The sequence below is a fragment of the Bacillus sp. X1(2014) genome (assembly GCF_007678255.1).
This window is the reverse complement of record NZ_VEED01000005.1, coordinates 78907-99079: the sequence shown is the minus strand read 5'-3', so window position 1 is coordinate 99079 and position 20173 is coordinate 78907. Positions and strand designations below refer to the sequence as shown.

General features: G+C 38.8%; 13 protein-coding genes. All 13 read right to left on the bottom strand.

The features are described from left to right. Positions 1-10: 10 nt before the first annotated feature. A complete protein-coding gene (locus tag FS608_RS12035) occupies positions 11-1357 on the bottom strand; it encodes an ABC transporter substrate-binding protein (RefSeq protein ID WP_144550248.1) in 1347 nt (448 codons plus the stop codon). A gap of 324 nt (positions 1358-1681) precedes the next feature. After that, a complete protein-coding gene (locus FS608_RS12030) occupies positions 1682-5941 on the bottom strand; it encodes an FIMAH domain-containing protein (protein ID WP_144550246.1) in 4260 nt (1419 codons plus the stop codon). A 128-nt stretch (positions 5942-6069) separates the two neighbouring features. After that, complete coding sequence (kduD, locus tag FS608_RS12025; protein ID WP_144550244.1) at positions 6070-6852, bottom strand: 2-dehydro-3-deoxy-D-gluconate 5-dehydrogenase KduD; 783 nt, start codon at positions 6850-6852, stop codon at positions 6070-6072. A gap of 18 nt (positions 6853-6870) precedes the next feature. Further along, entirely contained in the window at positions 6871-7701 is an 831-nt protein-coding gene (kduI, locus tag FS608_RS12020; protein ID WP_144550242.1) for a 5-dehydro-4-deoxy-D-glucuronate isomerase, read from the bottom strand. A 302-nt stretch (positions 7702-8003) separates the two neighbouring features. Then, complete coding sequence (locus FS608_RS12015) at positions 8004-9827, bottom strand: DUF2264 domain-containing protein (RefSeq protein ID WP_144550240.1); 1824 nt, start codon at positions 9825-9827, stop codon at positions 8004-8006. Continuing rightward, the gene (locus tag FS608_RS12010; protein ID WP_186328695.1) at positions 9814-11544 is read right to left on the bottom strand and encodes a heparinase II/III domain-containing protein; all 1731 of its coding nucleotides are present in this window, start codon (positions 11542-11544) and stop codon (positions 9814-9816) included. The genes FS608_RS12015 and FS608_RS12010 overlap by 14 nt, the downstream gene beginning before the upstream one ends. Then, positions 11541-12236 carry a DUF624 domain-containing protein gene (locus tag FS608_RS12005; protein WP_144550236.1) on the bottom strand — a complete coding sequence of 232 codons (696 nt, stop codon included), beginning with the start codon at positions 12234-12236 and terminating at the stop codon, positions 11541-11543. Before FS608_RS12005 ends, FS608_RS12010 begins: the two co-directional genes overlap by 4 nt. A gap of 5 nt (positions 12237-12241) precedes the next feature. Beyond that, complete coding sequence (locus FS608_RS12000; RefSeq protein WP_260871657.1) at positions 12242-13126, bottom strand: carbohydrate ABC transporter permease; 885 nt, start codon at positions 13124-13126, stop codon at positions 12242-12244. Between the two features lie 12 nt (positions 13127-13138). Continuing rightward, positions 13139-14074, bottom strand: coding sequence for a carbohydrate ABC transporter permease (locus FS608_RS11995; RefSeq protein ID WP_260871656.1), 936 nt, complete (start codon positions 14072-14074; stop codon positions 13139-13141). Between the two features lie 126 nt (positions 14075-14200). Continuing rightward, positions 14201-15487 carry an ABC transporter substrate-binding protein gene (locus FS608_RS11990; RefSeq protein WP_222127339.1) on the bottom strand — a complete coding sequence of 429 codons (1287 nt, stop codon included), beginning with the start codon at positions 15485-15487 and terminating at the stop codon, positions 14201-14203. Between the two features lie 812 nt (positions 15488-16299). Beyond that, entirely contained in the window at positions 16300-17526 is a 1227-nt protein-coding gene (locus FS608_RS11985) for a glycosyltransferase family 2 protein (RefSeq protein ID WP_144550232.1), read from the bottom strand. Positions 17527-17881: 355 nt separating this feature from the next. Further along, a complete protein-coding gene (locus tag FS608_RS11980; RefSeq protein ID WP_395947776.1) occupies positions 17882-19303 on the bottom strand; it encodes a DHA2 family efflux MFS transporter permease subunit in 1422 nt (473 codons plus the stop codon). Between the two features lie 315 nt (positions 19304-19618). Continuing rightward, positions 19619-20071, bottom strand: coding sequence for a MarR family winged helix-turn-helix transcriptional regulator (locus FS608_RS11975; protein ID WP_144550230.1), 453 nt, complete (start codon positions 20069-20071; stop codon positions 19619-19621). Positions 20072-20173: the final 102 nt, after the last annotated feature.

Here is a 20173-nt window from a genome sequence, read left to right as displayed (position 1 = left end):
AATCCACTTATTACTGATTGTTTTCGATAATTTCTTGTATCCTTGCTTGAGAAGCTTGGATCGTCTTATTGATATTCTGTTCACCAAAGATTAACTTTTCATACTCTTCGCTGATTACCTTATACATTTCCGCTTGATAAGGCACTGGTGAAATAAACCTTGATGACTTTGCATTCGTTAGTACATTAACTAGAGATTCTTTATCAACCTTTTCGGGATTTTTGGTACCGCTAAGAATTTGGTCGATAATTTTTTGTAAATCACTATTACTAACTTTGTTCCATGAAGGGATATTTTTGCCCTGGACAATTTGTCCATCCGTTGTATACCATCGAATAAACGTATAGGCGTCCTTTTTATGCTCTGAATTGGCCGCGACCGCCATATAGTCTGTTGTTACTGGGGCATAACCGCCCTGATCCTTTTTTTGGTTTTTGGGGAATGGAGCAACCGCAACATTAAAATCTAAAGGGTACAGATCTGAACCTCCAAGTTCTGTATTCATCCAGCTGCCTATTAGAATGGAACTTGCATCCTGATTAAAAAACTCGTCTCGGTAATGAAGCTTTTGTGAGATGACCTTAGCATACGGAACAGCAGATTGATCATCCTTTTCCATTTTCAATCGAATCTCCAACGACCTCTTAAAGAGGGGATTGTCCAAATTTGACTTTCCATTCTCAGTTATAAATTCTGAATTTTCAGACTCACTTGCAAGTGCAAGCCTCATATACTCCATCCAACTCCCAGCCTGCGGTCCATGGAAGTATGTTCCGTAATGGCCGTCTCTTGTGAGCGTTTTCGCATATTCCATAAATTCATCCCAGGTCCAATCCTTTGGTACCTTAAGTCCGGCTGCATCCAAATGGTCTTTATTTAAGAGAACGTACCATGGATTAAATTTACCTGGAAGCGCGTAATATTTTCCATTGATCTGAGTATCGACTTTGTATTCCTCCGGAACTTTGTAACCTTCTTCTTTAATAAATTCATCTAGTGGTGCAGTCATTCCCATGCTTACATGCTGGGCATAACTAGCAGATTCACTAAACATGAGAATATCCATTTGTTCTCCCGATGCAGCAGCAAGGTCCAGCTTTTTTGTGGCCTCCTGCGTGTCCCCCTTTTCACTAAGAACGACTAAATCGATGTTGATGTTTGGATACTCTTTCTCAAAAGCTTTGATTGTTTTTCTCCAGTTGTAGTTTGCCTCGGTCCCATAGGAATAGAATTTCAATGTGATTTTTTTATCTTTTTTCGTGTCTGACGAGGTCTTGCTTTCACTTCCTGAACAACCAGTAACTAGACTCGAAAATAGTGCGGTACATAGAAATATAGACCATATCTTTTTCTTCATCCTTTTCCCCCCAGGAGTCTTATCTCATCAAAAGAAAGCCTTTTCAAAAATATTCATCGAAATTTCTCCACTTAATATTAAATATTATAATAGTATTACAGAAAATTTGACATGATATTTATTCCCCCGGTAGAGAAAAAGAGACCTAGCCTCACTCTTTTACCTTTCATTTTAAAATAACCACCACACTCCGTTTTAACGTTTTTTTGACCAATCAATCTATTTTTTTGACTTTTTAAACGTTAAAGGCAAAAAAAAACGACTCATTCGTTTGCTTTAAATGAGCCGCTTTCTAAAGTGACAATGGATATGCCTCTTCTATTCCTATTTATTTATCAAATCATTTGCATCTGCATTTAATACTTTTTTAGCTGTTTCACTGCTGTATTTACTTAATGCTTTATTCTTTAGATGGTCGACAAAGTCTTGAATATGCTTTACTGCATGATCTGGCCTGCCAATGTCCATTTGATGCTGTGCTTGCTGCAGAGCATTTGTTAACTGTGGAATCATTGGATCACTTAGCTCACCTTGGGAAATAAAGCGGCTGACTAGTTCCTTCAATGAACTAACCCCTGCAGAAGAAATAGGTTTCGTATGATCTACTAATTCACCCAGTGCCTCAATTGCATCAATTGTATAGGAACCACTAATTGTCTCTACCTGAATGGTGTGCTTTCCATATTTCAAACCTTGGATAGAATAGGAAGTGGCACGATCGCCCGCAGCAGAAACATTATAATTTGTGTCTACCGCTTGACCATCAATCAATACCTTAATCTTGGATGTCCCAGTGTTCCCCACTAGATTGACCCCAGTTCCGGTAAACGTATAGTTCATGATACCGCCTGGTGAACTAACAGAATTGGTTCGGTTAAAATTCCCATAGCCGGTAGAGACATTATGGCTCCATGTTCCTTGATAGTGAACATGAGAATCCAAATCGTCCACTCGATTAACATAAGCGGAAGATCCCTCAATCGGAACTACCTTAAGGTTGTCAAACTGAGTATGATAATATCCGCTAGTAATCCCAATTTTACCGGACATATACTGACTTGTTGTATCTGTAAAGTCTGCAACCTTGGTGCCGTCAACGTAAGCTGTGATTGTATTATCCACAACTTTGAGAGACCCATTATGCCATTTGGAGTTGTCGAAACCGTTAATCGTTCCTGATAATTTCACAGTTCCGCCTTTAAGCAGCTGGTAGGAACCATCCTTAAACACCTTGAAAATATAGCCCGGATTTTCTCCGCCACTAGTAATCAGATTTCGTGCAGCGATTCCCGCATAGTTAGCACCTGTGCCCTCAGTTGCGGTATCAAGTAGAAAATCGATGCTGACTTGGTAATTGGACCAACGATCATCTCCAAGCACTGTATCGTTACCTGGCTTAGGATTCCATTCCCCGCTGGCATGTGTGCTTTGATCAATTTGCGCCATCAACGTGTTATTGTCTGGATTGGTATTAACTTCAAAAGCCCCGCCGATATCGGTAGCGTAACGTGGTGTATTTCCACGGCTGGCAAGATATCCTTGTTCATTACTGTTTACTACCGATCCATCCTTATATTGAGTGTATTTTTCCTCTTTATACTCAAAATCGTCTGTATAAGGCAATGGTAAAACCTTATCATTTTTCTCATCTTGATCAGCATCACGTTTATACTCTTTTTGACCGCTAGTTGTTGTCAACGTAACAATAGAATTTGGTTTTACAATATAGGTAAATGTATAGCTTCCGTCACCATTTTCTTTAGGTGTAATATCATCTATATGTTTCATCCAGTTAGCATCGTAAGCTTGTCCATAATCCGGACCTTTGGTTTCCCAGACTTTTAGGCTGCTTCCGGCTTTATCTAGATTTTCCACCGTAACACTGTATTTACGCGGTACTGAACTATCATTGGTGAAAATCATCGAATAATCATCCGTGTCAGGATCGGTAAGAGTCAGGTAATTGTTAGTCGTATTACTGATGGAGTTAGCACCGCTTCCATCTCCAAAACTTGCACCAAGAATATACTTCCAGCCCGTCTCAGCAAAGTTCATAAAATGACGAACCATCTGAACTCCTGAATCGGAATAAGAATAGCCAGACCAAGGGCTGTCAGCATGAATCAGTTCTTTAGACGAATACTGTCCGCCGTCGTAAAATGAACCGACAGCCGGTTGAAACTCATAACGGGTCATATAGGCACTTTTGGTATCGGATGAATAAAACATGTTAATCAAATGGTTTGCCGTATCAAGGATACCGTTGGTCCCACCTAAGCCACCTGCAGGGGTCGAAGAATTCACCCGATATTCTGAGAATGTCATCGGAGCCGTTCCCTCGCTGTACCAAACTTCCTTATGATATGTCTTATTCATCAGAATACTATCAGCGGTTCCATAGGCATTATAGTGCATGCTGATTACATCGACTGCATTGCGCAATTCTTCATCGTTTTTCATTAATGTAGCAATTTTTATCGTAGCGTTCTCGTCGGAGGCGACAATCTTAATTTTGCTATAATCATAGCGTTCATCAGTCTCACTCTTAAGGCGCTGTGAAAAATACTTAACCCAAGCCGTATCAGGTGAACCAGTTTCATTTTTATCAGGATCGATATAGTCCATCTTTACTCCATAGGTGTCGTATACCGCATCAATCGTATTCTTGTACCATTTATAACGGGCCTGATATCCAGCATCTGTGCTAGTTTTAAATGCGTCGGTTACCCATTTAGGATCTGCCCAACGGAGTGCGTCGACAGTGATATTTGGATTAATCTTTTTAGCATCTGCAACAAGATGCCAATCTGCCCCGCGAAGTACATTGGCTTTCTCATCCTCTGTACGCATGGTAGCCGGTGTTGTTTCAGTAGAAGTATTTAGATCTGCGCCTAACTCCACTTTTATATGGTTGAGTCCAGCACCTGTGGTTGGATTAAAAAGCTCGTTTAAGATTTTCTGATATTTCTTAGGATTTTCCGCTTTGTAATCAAGCAGCAGACGCGAAGTTCCATTAGCTGATACCATCCCAAAGCCCTTAAAGGTGTTGGCTGGATTCTGATCTGCTTTGTTCCCGTCAACAGTAATTGGAGTAGCTTCGAGATTCTCAGTTGTTACCTTGAGAGATGAAGATTTATCTGATTCTCCTGCACCATTTTTTGCAGAGACTTCATAGTAGTATGTGGTATCAGGTAATACGTTGTCATCTGTGAATGTATTTGCAGAAACCGCATCTATAAGCTTGTAATTACCGTTAGCGCTGTCAGACCTATACACTTGATATGTATCAGCTCCAGGTACTTGATTCCAATTAAGAACTGCTGAACCAGCCGTTACCGTTCCTGCTGCCATATCAGTTGGAATAGCTGGTTTAACTAGCTTGGTCGTCAGTTTTACTTCTGTACTCTTTGCCGACTCATCTTCATTCCCATCAACAAAGGACATAACATAGTAATATGTTTTCCCCGTAACTAGTGCTGTATCATTAAAAGATGCTTCTCTACCAGAATACACAAGCGAATAGCCGCTTCCAGAAGTAGTTGACCGATATAGATTATATCCTGCTGCCCCATTAATGCCATTCCAACTCAGTGTTACAGCCGTGTCTGTAATATCCGAAGATGAAAGCACAGCTGGATTAGGTATCGCTTCAGTTGATGTACATTTTATAGAATCAGACAAAGCCGATTGCCCGCTTTCGCCAACCGCTGCTATTTTGTAAAAATAGTTTGTTGACGCATCTAATCCTTTATCTGTAACCGATGTCCCATTCACATTGGATTGAACCATATCATACGGGCCAGCAGCACTCTTAGCTCTGTAGATATTATATCCAGTCGCACCAAAGACAGCATTCCAGCTTAAACGTGCCGTAGTTGATGTGACTGCAGCCGAAAAGTTAGCAGGTGCCGTTGTTCCAGCTGCTGTGATCGCTGTTACCTGAATATCATCCACATAAACGGGCTGCCATTTATCTCTTATGGCTATTTTGCCGCTTGTAAACGAATCATCTGTTGCGCTGATTACCAGTGTATCGACTCCGTTATTAACGGTATAACATTGGATCGTGTTTCCTACTACTACCATTTTTAGAGTGTACCAAGTGTTCTCTTTCGTGGTAAAATTGGCACTTTTCAAGGTCGTACTCGCCCCGTTTACCACTTTTGTTAGGACTAAACTAGACTTTTGCATTTGTAAATAGTAATAATTACTTTTGTCCTTAAAACGTGCCAAAATCCCGGGCCAAACGTTTGCCGTACTTGGCGCCCTCAAACGCATCGATACAGCATAGTCTATCCATTTTGAACTCCCTGCACTAATGATTCCCTCGCTTGTATCTGTCTGGTTCAATACTTTATTTGTGGAATCAGCGGGGTCAGCAGAAATCTGCCAGACACCGGAATCGACAGTCCATGTAGGATTAGAGGAAAAATCACCATCCCCAAAATCATCCTGTAAAAGATTATTAGACACCCCTGCAGGTGTCCCAGTTTCTGCATATGCAGAAAGGCCTGACGGAATAATCAAATTCGAACTAACCATGAGCGTTGCTAGAATGGAAGAAACTTTTCTTTTTCGTTTCATCTGCGAACCTCCAAAATTAATTTGATATTGACACGTAAAAACCTTTTACAAATCTTAGAAATCTATTGTTTGTAAAAGGCTGAATCGACCTTTTGAAGTAAACAAAAACTACTATTCTTAAATTTCTATTATCTAGCTAACCAGCCACCATCGACAGCTAAAACATGACCATTCATATAATCGGATGCTTTACTTGCCAAAAAGACAACCACGCCTTGTAAATCTGCAGGTGTTGCCCAGCGGCCAGCAGGAATTCGCGAAGTAATTTCCACTTTACGTTTTTCGTCTTCACGGATTGGTGCGGTATTAGCCGTTTCCACATATCCTGGAGCAATCGCGTTAATTTGAATACCGTATTCTGCCAACTCATTGGCAAATGCTTTTGTTAAACCTGCTACTGCATGTTTACTTGCTGTATATGGCGGGACAAATTTTCCGCCCTGGAATGATAACATGGAAGCCACGTTAATAATCTTGCCGCTTTTTTGTTCAGCCATTACTTTCGCGGCTTCCTGGCTTAAAAAGTAAGTAGAGTTTAAGTTAATTTCCATGACAGCATCCCAATCCTCTTGTTTATACTCAAGAAGCGGGCCGCGGCGGATTGTTCCTGCGTTATTTACTAAAATATCAATTCTTCCATATGCCTTTAAGCAAGCGGATACAATATCATTAATGGATTCACGATTTGATAAATCTGCCTGAAAAAATTCTACCCGTCGCCCCTCTAGTTTAATTAGCTCTCTCGTTTCATCCCAATTACAGCCATGAGTAGTAATAAAGAGGTCAGCACCTGCTTTGGCAAGAGCAACAGCATAGCCTTGTCCTAGACCTGTATTACCGCCGGTTACGATGGCAACCTTACCTGACAACGAGAAATAATCTAATGAAAATTGCTGCAATTCATTTTCCATCGATATCCCCTCCGAAATCTATCGTAATTCTTCCATCTTTATATGGTCCATATCATCATAAGTGATGTTTTCCCCACACATCCCCCATATAAAGGTATAGTTACTTGTTGCTGTACCTGTATGGATGGACCAGCTCGGAGAAATAGCAGCTTGTTCATTCTTCAAGACTAAATGTCTAGTTTCGTCAGGCTGCCCCATAAAGTGGAATACACGAGTATCCGGTTCCATATCAAAATACAAATATACTTCCATACGACGTTCATGAGTATGACAAGGCATCGTATTCCACACACTGCCAGGGGATAACATCGTTAATCCCATTTGAAGCTGGCATGACTGGCAAACATTTGGATGTACGTATTGATAAATCTTTCTTTCATTTAATGTCCCTGGTTCTCCCGCTTCAAGTGGTTTAATGGTTTTGATATCAATTTTTACTGTTGGGTAGGTATGGTGGGCTGGCGTAGAATTGATATAAAATTTGGCAGGATCTTTTGGATCTTTAGAGCGGAACAATACTTGTTCTGTTCCCTTACCTACATATAAGCCATCACGACGCTCCATATCATATTCAACTCCATCAAGAACAACAGAACCCGCTCCACCGATATTAATGATTCCCAGTTCACGGCGTTCAAGGAAGTAATTCACGCCTAGTTCTTTTTCCAATTTAATCGTTAATTCATTTTGGGCTGGAGTAACTCCGCCAAAAATCATTCGGTCTACATGGGTATATGTTAAATGAACCTTTCCTGGTTCAAAGATGGTTTCCACAAGGAAGTCATTCCTTAATTCTTCGGTCGTATATCTTTTAATTTCTCGCGGATGATTGGCATAACGTGTTTCCATTGTTTTATTCTCCTTTGTGTTTTATATTTTAGGTTGGATTGTCCCGGGGTTCGATGATGACCATTTTCCCTTGGAAAACCAGAGTAAATGGTCTTCATTAAGCCGATGATGACCACTTCCCTTCGGAAAACTAGAGCAAATTGTCTTCATTAAGCCGATGATGACCATTTCCCCCTGGAAAACCGGAGTAAATTGTCTTCATTAAGCCGATGATAACCACTTCTCCTCGGAAAACCGGAGTAAATTGTCTTCATCAAGCCGATGATGACCCTTTCCCTTCGGAAAACTAGAGCAAATTGTCTTCATAATAAACTCTTTGGAATGGTAACCTTCTCTTGACCAACTGATAAGATGATTTCATTTTCTTCTATATTACAATTGGCTTTTAGAATGGCATCATCTATAAAACTCCCATAAAATCCATGTATGAGCAGATGCTTGCCTTTTTCTACTTTAGCCTTTGCCGTTGGGATATAGGTTTGATCCTTCATGATGTTGGAATTCGGCTCACCAAATACAAATTCCAGTTCTGAATGAGGGCTAAAGTCAATCAAACCAACCTGATGCTCGTCATTCGTCACTTTAATTTGATTTGATTCAATCACCATTTTTTTCTGCATATGAACCCCATCTATATCAAAGCCCAACGCAAAGCCTCCATCTGCAAGATAAATCGTCTGATCTGTTTCAATCCTATGGATCCGGAAATGAAAAGGCGTAAATGGAACAATAATACTTCTAATTTTTACCCCTTCGTAAGGATGCCAGTTTGTTAGTAAATAATCCTCTGTAACTTGATATTCAGATTTTTCATAGCGCATTTTGTAGTATCTTTCGGGGTCTAAGCTAACCGCAAGAGTATTATCAAATGCACCCTGCCTTAAATTCAACTGACCTTTAGAGACGCTAAATCCAAACACACTTGAATAAACAAACTTTTCATATTTCGCATCACAATGGGTATGTGGTTCACAATGTAATCCGGCCGTATACAATTGAACTTGTCTATTATTCTGATCCCGTGTCACTAAAAATCGTGCTGGGGCGATTAATTTTTTGCTAGGGAGTTTGGGTTCCTTTTCTGAAACTGACCAAAATGGATGCTCTTCAGGCAACCCCAATAACAAAAACGTCTTCAATGCCCAATAAGGGGAGCCAAACGCATTATATCCTTCCGTAAACACCTGATTTCGATAGTAATAGCCCACTGTTAGCAAACCATCATGACTAAAAATCGATTGTTTCATCCAATGCTTTAAGTGTTCGACAACCAGCCATTTCATTTCTGAATAAGGCAGGACTTCAATTTCTGCAAAAATAGCTGCACTAAAAAATGCTACCTGGGCAAAACGATAGGTCATACTCCGTCCAAATGGGACGGCAGCACCCTTTCCATCAAAGAAGCAGGCAAACGATTGGGCAAATTCTTTGGAGCGTTCTACAAAAATTCTTGCATGTGGGTCATCTTCAGCCGCTGTTTTTGCGTAAACCAAACCATAGAAGTGGATAGCAAAGGGAACATAATAGTCTATTTGATCAGGGTATCCGTCTACATACCATCCTTCTGAACGGTGAAAGGAATCGATCGCTTCCAAGTCGTCTTTTAGTCGCTTCTCATCATAGGCGAAGCCATTGAGACGAAAACCATGGTTCACTAGAACTCGGAAAAAGAGCCAGTTATTACGCGGAATATCCCGTTCATTGATTTGATATAACCATGCATGCAGCTGGCTTTGTTCTTTTTCATTAAAGTAACTTAACCATTTTTCTCCACAGATGCATAAAGCTAATCCAATCACAGCCATCTCAACAAGACGCTGGTCATAATGATGTGCTTCCCCGAAATAATGTGGATGATCTGGATCGATACCTTCTTTCAGTCTAGCAATATATCTTTCGAGTCCCTTATACTCTGTTCCCCCGGCAAGCAATGGAACAATTCCCCAGAGTGGTCGAAATAAGGCTTCCATTTGACGGGTGGTTTCACTGTAATGCGTACCGCCCGTGTCAAACTTCAAGCCAGGACCTTCACGGTCAAAATGCGTGATTAATGGGTCTAGCAATTTTTCTAAAAGACCTACTAACTCTTTTCTGCTCGTTCCCTTAATCGTTTCAATATGATTCATCTATTTCACCATCCAACCAGGTTACCTTGAAAGCAAATTCACGGCGATTGTTATTCTGAGATATGAAAATGATCGTGTAGACTTTTTGATTTTCATTAAAATGATTTTTTATGTCTAACTCTTCAAGTCCAACCTTAAATAATTCCTTATCAAAATGGAGAACCCATTGTCCATGATTCCAAGAAATAGTCCCTGATTGAATTTCAGGCTTCGTCCTCGTTATAAAGTGGGTTTCATAGGGAATTGGCTCCGTAAAAACATCCAGAATGGTTAATTCTCGTTCATCAGGCAATATCGTAAAGGAACGCGTGAATGAACGATTCCGTGTATTCGGATAGGCTTCGTGAAGATCGAGTTGCACTGAGAACTGCTTCGGCTCCTGATTAATTTCTACAATCGCCGCTTGATAGTCTGAGCCTTCCCTTTGCTCCTCTTTATCTAAGTACGGGACCGAATGATAATACGATCTTGTATGGGCAAACTCATATCTTTTCTCCCCAAAATAATCAGCTGTATAGACCGGCGCACCTAAATCATCGAAGATTAATCCCTTGGCATCACCCAAAATAAAATGACCTAAATCGTTGTGATTATGGGATTCACCATTATGACCGCCTTTTGCAGCAAAATATAGATTGGATCGTTTAACAATTACCCAGTTAGCATCATCGAGAATAAACTCGCCATTTAAGTCTTGATAGGAATCTTTTACTTCCTCACCGCTCCACCACAAAATCCTGCTTAGATGACCCCAGCGATAACAATGATCAAAGTGGAGATTCGTCACTGTACTTTCTTTTGCAGGGACAATACCAAACTTTTTATAAAAGAAAGCATTCAGGCTAGAAGGAATGGTTACTTCTTCTGGTGAATCCGAGAAAGGGAGATAGTTTAAAGAAGGCATCATTGCTTTTAATGGAAACGTCACAATGTTCTTCCACTTTGGAGTAGTAAATAAATTTTTTCCTTCAACCTGCTCATACATATCCGCAAAATAGCTGTAATACCCTACACCATAAACCCAATAGCCCATTCCTTCCACACAGGCGCCATCATCTCCATACCCTTGTAGAAAACATTCCATTGCTTCTTCCACTCTTTGTAAAATGTGGCCGCGTCTCTCCTGATCCTCCTCCAGGATCAAGGCTGCCATTCCAATCGAACCGGCACAAACGGCACTCCAATTATTGGTTAGTTTCTCAAACTTCCATTCCTTACTGGCAAAAGGAATTAACACCCTCTTGGCAATTTCTGTTTTGATCATATCAAGTAAGGCCGCGTGTAATTTTTCTTTAAAAAGAACCGTACATTCTGCTAGGAAATGAGCTGTTTCCGATGCAAATAAATCAACCGTCTGATAGGCATCTATATATCTCGTTTTATCCTCACTCATAGGAATATGAGCCGGTAATGCCCAGCTATATTCCTGGCAGATAGTGAAGAGAATCTCCTCAAACAGCTGAAATTTCTCTTCACTCTGTCCCCATTGCAAATAAAGGGCTAGAGAGGCGGCATCTCTTCTACGTTTAAAATATACATCCTCTAACAGTTTTCGATTTCCATTTTCTAAATAGGCCAGATAACCTTCTAACTTAGGTAATAGGAGAGGGCCACTACTAGTCAATTGACCAATATGTTGTTCTACTTGATTTTGGAATGGTTTCGTATAATTTTTATTCACACTATAGTTAAAGAAATACTCCTCAACAGTTATCAATTTGCGGCACTTCCTTTAGCAAATTTCCCACTTGTGTTCCCTTCATTTCGAAAAATCAGTGAACTATTACGCACAATCAAGAAAAAAATGACACTTGGTAATAACATAAAGGCAAAAACAGGTTTTATTAATAAAATGAAGATAAAAAAGCTAGCCAAGATCGTATTTAAAGAGGTAATAAAAAACTTTTTAATAGAATAATAGAATGATAAGATGAAAAGCGTTTTTAATGTATGTTTCGTTTGCGTTATAAGGACTAGGCCACAAATCACCATATTTAACAAAAGGATGGATAGGATGATAAATAATGGGGAAATGAGAGCAAATACTGATTTATCCATAAACACCGCTATATCCATTGCTAAAATGAATAGCAGTGCCAAGGTGATCGCCCATAAACGCATCGACTCTGAGAACTTCCCCTTATAGAAATGCCAATAATCTTTTGTCACACTAATATCTTTTTCTACCACTAATTTATTAAGAGATGCGATTAATGCGGCTAACGCAGGTCCCATTGGTATCAGCGTAATAAAGTAATAGATCATATTTGATGGAACAAATTGTAATGTAGACAGAGCCAGAATAAAGGGTATATTCGCTATGGCAAAATACAAATTAAACATCAAAAACCAATAACCATAATTAAAAACGGCAGCATATTGGAAATGTGACAGGTTCATTCGAAACATTAAGATCAGCCTTTCATACCAGTCGTTGCAATTCCTTCAATAATATATCTTTGAGCAAAGATGAAGATGATCGTAATTGGAATAATTGATACTAACGATGCAGCCATAATCAGTGCATATTGTGCATCATACAAAGTGACAAACATCCGTAAACCTAACTGAATCGTTTTGACTTCTGTTGAATTTAAGTAAATAAATGGCCCCATATAATCGTTCCAAGTATTAACGAAGGTTAAAACGATTAAGGTAGTAAGAGCTGGTTTAGATAGTGGCAAGATGATTTTGAAGTAAATGCCATATTCGTTCAAGCCGTCGACACGGGCAGCTTCGCTTAATTCTTCGGGAATACTCATATAGAACTGTCTCATCAAGAAGACACCAAATGCACTAAATGCTTGTAATAGAACTAGTGACCATAATGTATCGGTTAAGTGCACTTCTCGCATCATGATAAACTGTGGAATCATATAAGCTTGCCATGGTACTGCAATCGTCCCAATATACGCTAAGAAAAGTGCATTTCTCCCTTTAAATCTCATCTTCGAAAAACCATAGGCTGCAAAACTACTAGTCAGTACTTGTATAAAGGTAACGACCACACTTAAAAAGATGGTATTTTTAAAGAATGTTAAGAGCGGGATTTGATGCCAGATTTCCACAAAGTTATTCCATTGCGGCTTAGTAGGTATCCATTGGATTGGGATACTGAATACCTGATTATCTTGTTTTAATGAGGATGAAATCATCCAGAAAAAAGGAATTAACACCAATAGAGACAAAAGAAGTAAAAAGATATAAGTAATTGTATTTCCTATTTTTTTCTTGGTACTTTGAGACATTCCAGGGCTTTTTGCTGTGGCGTCTACAGGGCTTTTTGCTGTGGCATCCAATGTATTCCCTCCCTAATAGTCCGTTTTCTTTTCTTGAATTCGGAATTGAACAATGGTGATTCCTAAGACAATAATGAATAATACCAACGAGATAGCAGAAGCATATCCAAAATCATAATTAACAAATGCTTCATTATAAATGAGGTAAACCAATACATTGGTAGCACGGCCTGGACCACCCATTGTCATGACTTGGATCAAATCGAATACTTTAAAACTAGAAATGGTTAACATAATTAATACTAAGAACGTGGTCGGAGCAAGCATTGGTAAGGTTACATGTCTAAATTCATGCCAAGAATTTGCACCATCTATTTTCGCGGCTTCGTATAATTCTTTCGGTATACTCTGCAATCCTGCTAAATAGAGAACCATGTAATATCCCATTCCACGCCAAACACTTACGATAATAATCGCTGGCATCGCCCATTTTGACGAAGAAGTCCAGCCTGGAGGATGATCAATCCCAATCCATCGTAAAAATTCATTGATTAGTCCCATATCTGGGTGAAATAACATATTCCATACAACCGCAATGGCTACTAAGGAGGTAACATATGGGAAAAAGATGGCTGCACGAAATGTGCCAATTCCGCGGATTTTTTTATTGAGAAGGATCGCTAAAAGTAATGAACAGATTAACGTCAGTGGAACCGTACCGATGGTATAGTAAACCGTATTCCAAAGGGAAATCCAAAAGGTTTTGTCATGAATCATCGTTTTAAAATTTTCTATTCCTATAAACTCAGGGGCTGAAAATGCATCCCATTTCATAAAAGCGATCACAAAGGAAGCAATGACAGGGATTAATGTAAAAATAAAGAATCCAAGAAAATTGGGGGTAATAAAGGACCAAGCAACTAATGTATTTATTCTTTTCCGTTTCTTTTCGGATACAATTTTCATTTTAGGAGCATTAACTACCACGTTTGTATTTGGATTACTCATATTGTCCCACCCGTTTTATTTGGCGGTTCTCTCCTTTCAGTAAAGGCATTTAAAAATGGGACAAAAGCTAAGATTTAATAGTCTGCCATAAACCTATTTGCTTATGTCCCATCCATGTTTAATCTACTACTTCAAAACCTCAGATTTAACACGTTCACCCATTTCTTTGATTCCTTTGTCAATGCTGTTTTCACCAATCATGATTAAGTCATGTTCTTCATTTAATACTTGGTCAATGGCAGCAGAGTTTTTGTTCATTGGCATTTCAATATTTACAAAATCAGGGCTAAATGCTTTCTTAGAAAGTTCATCATTTGGCATTCCGGCAAGATTAAAGTAAATATTATTAATCTCCTCTGTACGATACGCAGGTACGACGCCAACCCCAGCAACAACTTTGGCACCTTCTTCACCCGAAGCCCATTTAACAAATTTTTCAGCTTCCTTACTATGCGCAGCATTCTTATTTACTGCGAATGCTGTTGGAGAGCCCCATGATTTAACTTCACCTTTTGCTGTTTGTGGCAGCGGAGCAATCGCCCAATCTACATTTGTTTTACCAGCATTTTTAGAATTAAGAACACCAGCCATATACCACGTACCCATTGGAAGCATTGCCGCTTTTTCTGTTTCAAATTGTGAAGCATAAGTTGTGTTTGTTGATTTAGCTGTTCCATAATCTAGTACACTCTTATCATCCTGCATCCCTTTGAAAACTTTATACATATTGGCAAGGAAACTATAGTCACCTTTAATCATTGCATCAGGTTTTCCTACTTCTTGGGCTGCTGCAGTAGCATTGGTAATGGATCTCCATACGTGGTTATATGCACCATATACTTTCGCATCGGCTGAACCAGAAGTTAATTTCTTCGCAGTTTCTCTATACTCATCCCATGTTAAGTTTTCAGGATATTTTACGCCCGCTTGGTCAAATAGCTTTTTGTTGTAATAAAGTACCCAAAAGTCGTTCCGATATGGTAAGGCAAAAATTTTCCCTTGATCATCTTTCATATAATCTAATGTTCCAAGATATTTCTCTCCATCTAAACCTTTTGCATAGTCAGTTAGGTCTTTTAATTGACCACGGTAAGCATAGTTAGAGTAGCCAATCAGGTTTTTCATTGTTAAGATATCTGAATCATCATTACCAGCTAACATCGTTGTTAATTTTTGATCATATTGTGCTGCTTCAATATCAACTGGTTCGATTTTTACATTTGGATTTGCTTTTTCATAGGCTTCAAATAACGCTTTAAATTCAGGTGTCGTATCATAGTTCCATACTGTTACTTTCAGGATTGTTTTTCCATCCTTCGTTTCCTTGGATGCTGTTTTATCAGAACTGCACCCCACCATTACGCTACTAAGAATAAGAATGAACATTAATATTAAGGCGAGATTCTTTTTCATCATTTACCCCCACTTTTTTATTCATTTACTTTGTAACAGTGCTGCACTTATAGCTAATTCATTTGTCTGAGCTAAAACTGATCAACTCCTTTTTTAAGGATTAATTATTGAAAGCCTTTACAAGTTAAAGATTATCAAATTATCTTGCCCATACTATAAGACTAATTTTACCGGTTATATGAATATTTTGACTTTTATGCAAAAAAGGAACTTTGTCATTCCCAATCCTGGGAATAGACAAAGTTCCTTTTAAAGAGAAGCCACGGGGGCGGTTCGAGAAGGCAGAAAAAGGAGACCTCGCCATCCGCACACCGGTAATAAAAAAATAAAAAACTAGTAAATTTGTAAATTCCTTTCTCTTTTTTTTGCATAAAATAATATTAAAATATTACTAAAATCAAACTCTAACACGTGGAAGTTTAGGACAACCCTTAGTTTGAAGTGCTGCTCTTAATTTTTATTAATCAAACTAAAATCAATATCTATTTAGGAGGTGATAGGTTGGACCAACAATGCAATCAACCTTGTGAAGACCACATTTTTTGTGTACACTGCGGACTTCCAATTGACCAAGATGAACCTTATTTCATTTATAGAGAAAAGGATTTAAACGGTCATAATGTTTATTGCTGTGATGAATGTTCTTAATAAAAAGGCTGCACATTACAGTCTTTTTTTTATTATCCTGTTTTTAAACTATTTACATAAATTACTCTTCAGTAAGAAAAAGCCGTCAAGAATGGCAGCCGGATCTTTAACTCTCGCACTCATTAATTCAATAAGGAAGGATAGCTCTCTACAATCCTTTCCTTTTAGATCGTCCTCAGTTTATCGAACAACCATACAAGGTGATTGTATTTACCATAGGATTGTATTTGCTCTCTCTCGATCAGGATACGTTCCATTGCAATCAAGTCGTCGCCGAGCCTAGTTTTTTGAACTAGATCAACAGGGGGACGGTTTTCTGCAATATTTATACGAATTTGGAGAAGTAATGTTATGATTGCTTGGTTAAATTCATGAAACTCATAAGGAAAACTTTCAGTAAGGGATTGATGTTCTAATATAATCTTTTCCATGAGTCCATAATCCGTCGGATGAATAGAGTGTAGAGCTCTAATGGATACATCAAGGACCGGATGCTTTTGTTGAAACAACAGACGATTTAAGTTCATATCCTCCTCCTTCGTTTTCGACGGCGGATGTTCTTGATGATACGTTTCTAAATCATCTTCGATAATAAAATTAGCATTTGCTTTATATAATCTATAGGCAAACTCAGCATCCTCGGGTCCCCATCCTTTGAAATTCTCCTCATAGCCGCCGACTTGCTCCATAAAACTTCTTTTAATAGATAGAAAACCTAAGCAGGCCATCCAACGCAATGGGCTGTAATAAGAATGTTCCCTTAGGTATTTTAATAGATGATGAGCATAACTTTTGTATTTTACAATCGAGCATAAATTGTTTATATCGTCAATATCCTCTCGCTTAACTACTTGTTGGGGTTCTTCTAAAAGCCTGATATGATTCGTTAAGCTACTAAGTGTCTGTTCTTGCGATATCACCTCTTTAAGGCGTTGGTTGAAGAGAGAATTTTTCTCACTCCACTTATAAATCGCGTTGATTTGATTATCAGTAAAATCCGGGGATAAAAAAGTATAAATACGCCCCCGCTTGCTTCCCGCAATAACAACGGATTTGTCGTGAGTTAGATGATGCTCGCGGTTAAGGGGAACATAGTTAGGGGAAACGATGGTTTCTGCATCCAAAATGATAATAATTTCTCCTCTCGCATGCCTAAGTCCTATATTTCTTGAAGCAGCAACTCCAACATTAGTACGATTACGAATATATTGAAAATGGTAGGGTGGACAGTATTCCTTAATTGTGGGGGTCTGGTCGGTAGAGGCATCATCAATCAATATCACTTCCATTTTGGATAAATCAAAGCATTGTTTCTCCAACGCATAAAGACTAAGCAGATTAAGGGGATAGCGGTTATATGAAGGCATAATGACCGTCACTTCAATTTCCATGTTTCTACTTTTTCCTCCTTGTGAACCTATAGTTTCGAACAATTAAGGAAGTTCGGCCTCCGTTTTTTTTATTACTAGTATTTAACGAAAGAATATATCGAAAATAATTAATAGGATGGAAAGCACCACGATAAGTAAAATTAACACCACATCTATCTGATCTAGTATATCACCACCCTACTTAAGAGATAGTACATCGTATGTCAGAACAATAAACTTCGAATTGGACAAGAACAAAACTTTACATTTACTTAACATAAAAAAAATATTAGCCTGCTGCACATTTCGAGAATATTTTGCTTACCCAAGTAACCTGCCAGTTAACTCCATAATAAAAGCTGCCAATAATGGCAGCTTAATTGGGCTTTTTGATGAATAATGACAATACAACATTAATCACTGCTAGCACTAAACTAATGGTAAACACCACGGAAGATCCCGCTGCCGCTGCCTGTGGCAATTCATGAGCATTACTCGCCGCGTAACTACTCTCTTTGGCTGAATAAATTGATACCAATACCGCAATGCCGATAGCTCCAGCAACTTGTTGAAGGGTTTGAGTAAGTGCAATTCCATCTGGATAGTATTGTTTCGGAAGCGAATTTAGCGTGTTCGTTTGTACAGAAGCAAGCACTGCTCCGATTCCTAACATCATGACAATATGCGTGACCACAATCATCCATAAAGCCGTATCTGACCCAAATTGTGAATAAAATACATAACCAATCGCGACTAAAATAGTCCCAGGTGTAATGACTGCTTTCGGACCATATTTATCAAATAAGCGGCCAATCGTTGGAGCTAATATACAATTAAGCAAGCTGCCCGGCAGCAGGATAAGGCCCGTTGTAAAAGCAGCAATGAGCAGTGCCATTTGCATATACATCGGTAAGATAACGAGCATGGACAACATATTAAAGAACGTAATGAATGTCATAAAGACACCTAGAACGAATAGAGGGTACTTGAATGCTATTAGATTTAGCATCGGCGTCTCCATTTTTGTCTGACGGATTGCAAAAATAATCAGTGCAGCAAATCCAATGATGATTGATCCAAGGACAGTTGTACTCGTCCAACCGGCATCACCAGAAACACTGAATCCATAGACAACCCCACCGAATCCAATCGTCGAAAGAACAACCGACACGCCATCAATTGAAACCTTACGAACCTCATTAACATTTGGTAAATAGAAGATCCCGAACATAAGTGAGAACAATAAAAACGGTAAGGTAACCCAGAAAATCCAATGCCATGATAATGTATCTAAAATAAGTCCGGCAATGGTTGGACCTAAGGCTGGACCAGCTAACATAACTAAGCCCATAACTCCCATTGCACCGCCTCGTTTATTGGGAGGGAAGATGGTGAAAATAACATTTTGCGTTAACGGTAGAGCAATCGCTAACCCCGCTGCCTGGATCACACGTGCCGCCAATAACAGACTAAATACAGGTGCAACTGCGGCTAAAATGGTCCCGATCAGAGATAGTGAGATAGACGTCATAAACATTTGACGGGTGGTAAATTTTTGCATCAAAATACCGGTTACCGGTACTAAAATACCTAATGTTAAGAAATATCCTGTCGCTAACCAGCCGATTGTCGTTGCATTCACACTAAATATTTGACTTAAGTCTCCTAAGGCAATATTTAAGGCTGTTTCACTAAATAGTCCGACAAATCCTGCCACAAAAAGAGCTGCCATGATCGGGCCTGTTTTGATTTGTTTGCTCACCATTGCATCTGTATGGATACTCTGAGCTGTATTCATTTGTAGACTCACTTATAAAAAACTCCTTTAATTTAAAATTTCGTTTACCCCTTTGCTTCGTACCTACTTGCTGAAATCAATTGGTGATAAGCGCTTGGTACCTATCCGTAGTACCCCCCCTGTTACTACCAGTCCGCTAACTATATCAGAAATATTTTCATAATGTCAATCTAGTTGACAAATAATTTCACCCGTGATATTATCAACTTAGTTGACAGTCATATATTGGGGAGTGAAACAAAATCACCAATAAGAAAAACCCCCACTTCGTTCATTAATTTGAACAAAGCGGGGGTTTTTTGCTTCTGTTAGCTTTTAAATTTCCCAATCTAATTTTAATAGGTCTTTCAGCATAGTTACTTGCTCCATACCTATTTTTTCTGCAATTTTATTTTCAAGCTGAGCTTTAAGGGCTGAATTTTTTTCATAGCATTCTTCGCCTAAAGCGGTTAACTTAATACACTTCTCTTTTTTGTTATTTTCAACATTATTGATTTCAACTAATCCTTTTTCAGATAGCTTTTGAATAAACTTATGGATCGCCTGACGTGAAATTTCTACATTTTTTGTCACATACGAAATGCTCGGCTGTTTTTTATAAATCCTAGCCATGATATACCATTCAGAATTGGAAATATAAATATCACTTTGGTCGTTCCATGCTTTCTCCGCAATTTTCCGGACCAAACTATGGCGTTCACTTAGTAGGTCGATAAGGTCTAAATGTTGTAATTCAGAGTTCGAAATCAAACGATTCACTCCAATCATCATCTTCGCCACCTACTATACAAAAACCGGTATGGAATGTCAATTTGGTTTACTATGAATCGCTTAATTAACTTCAATTTTATTATTGTTCAAAGAAATCAG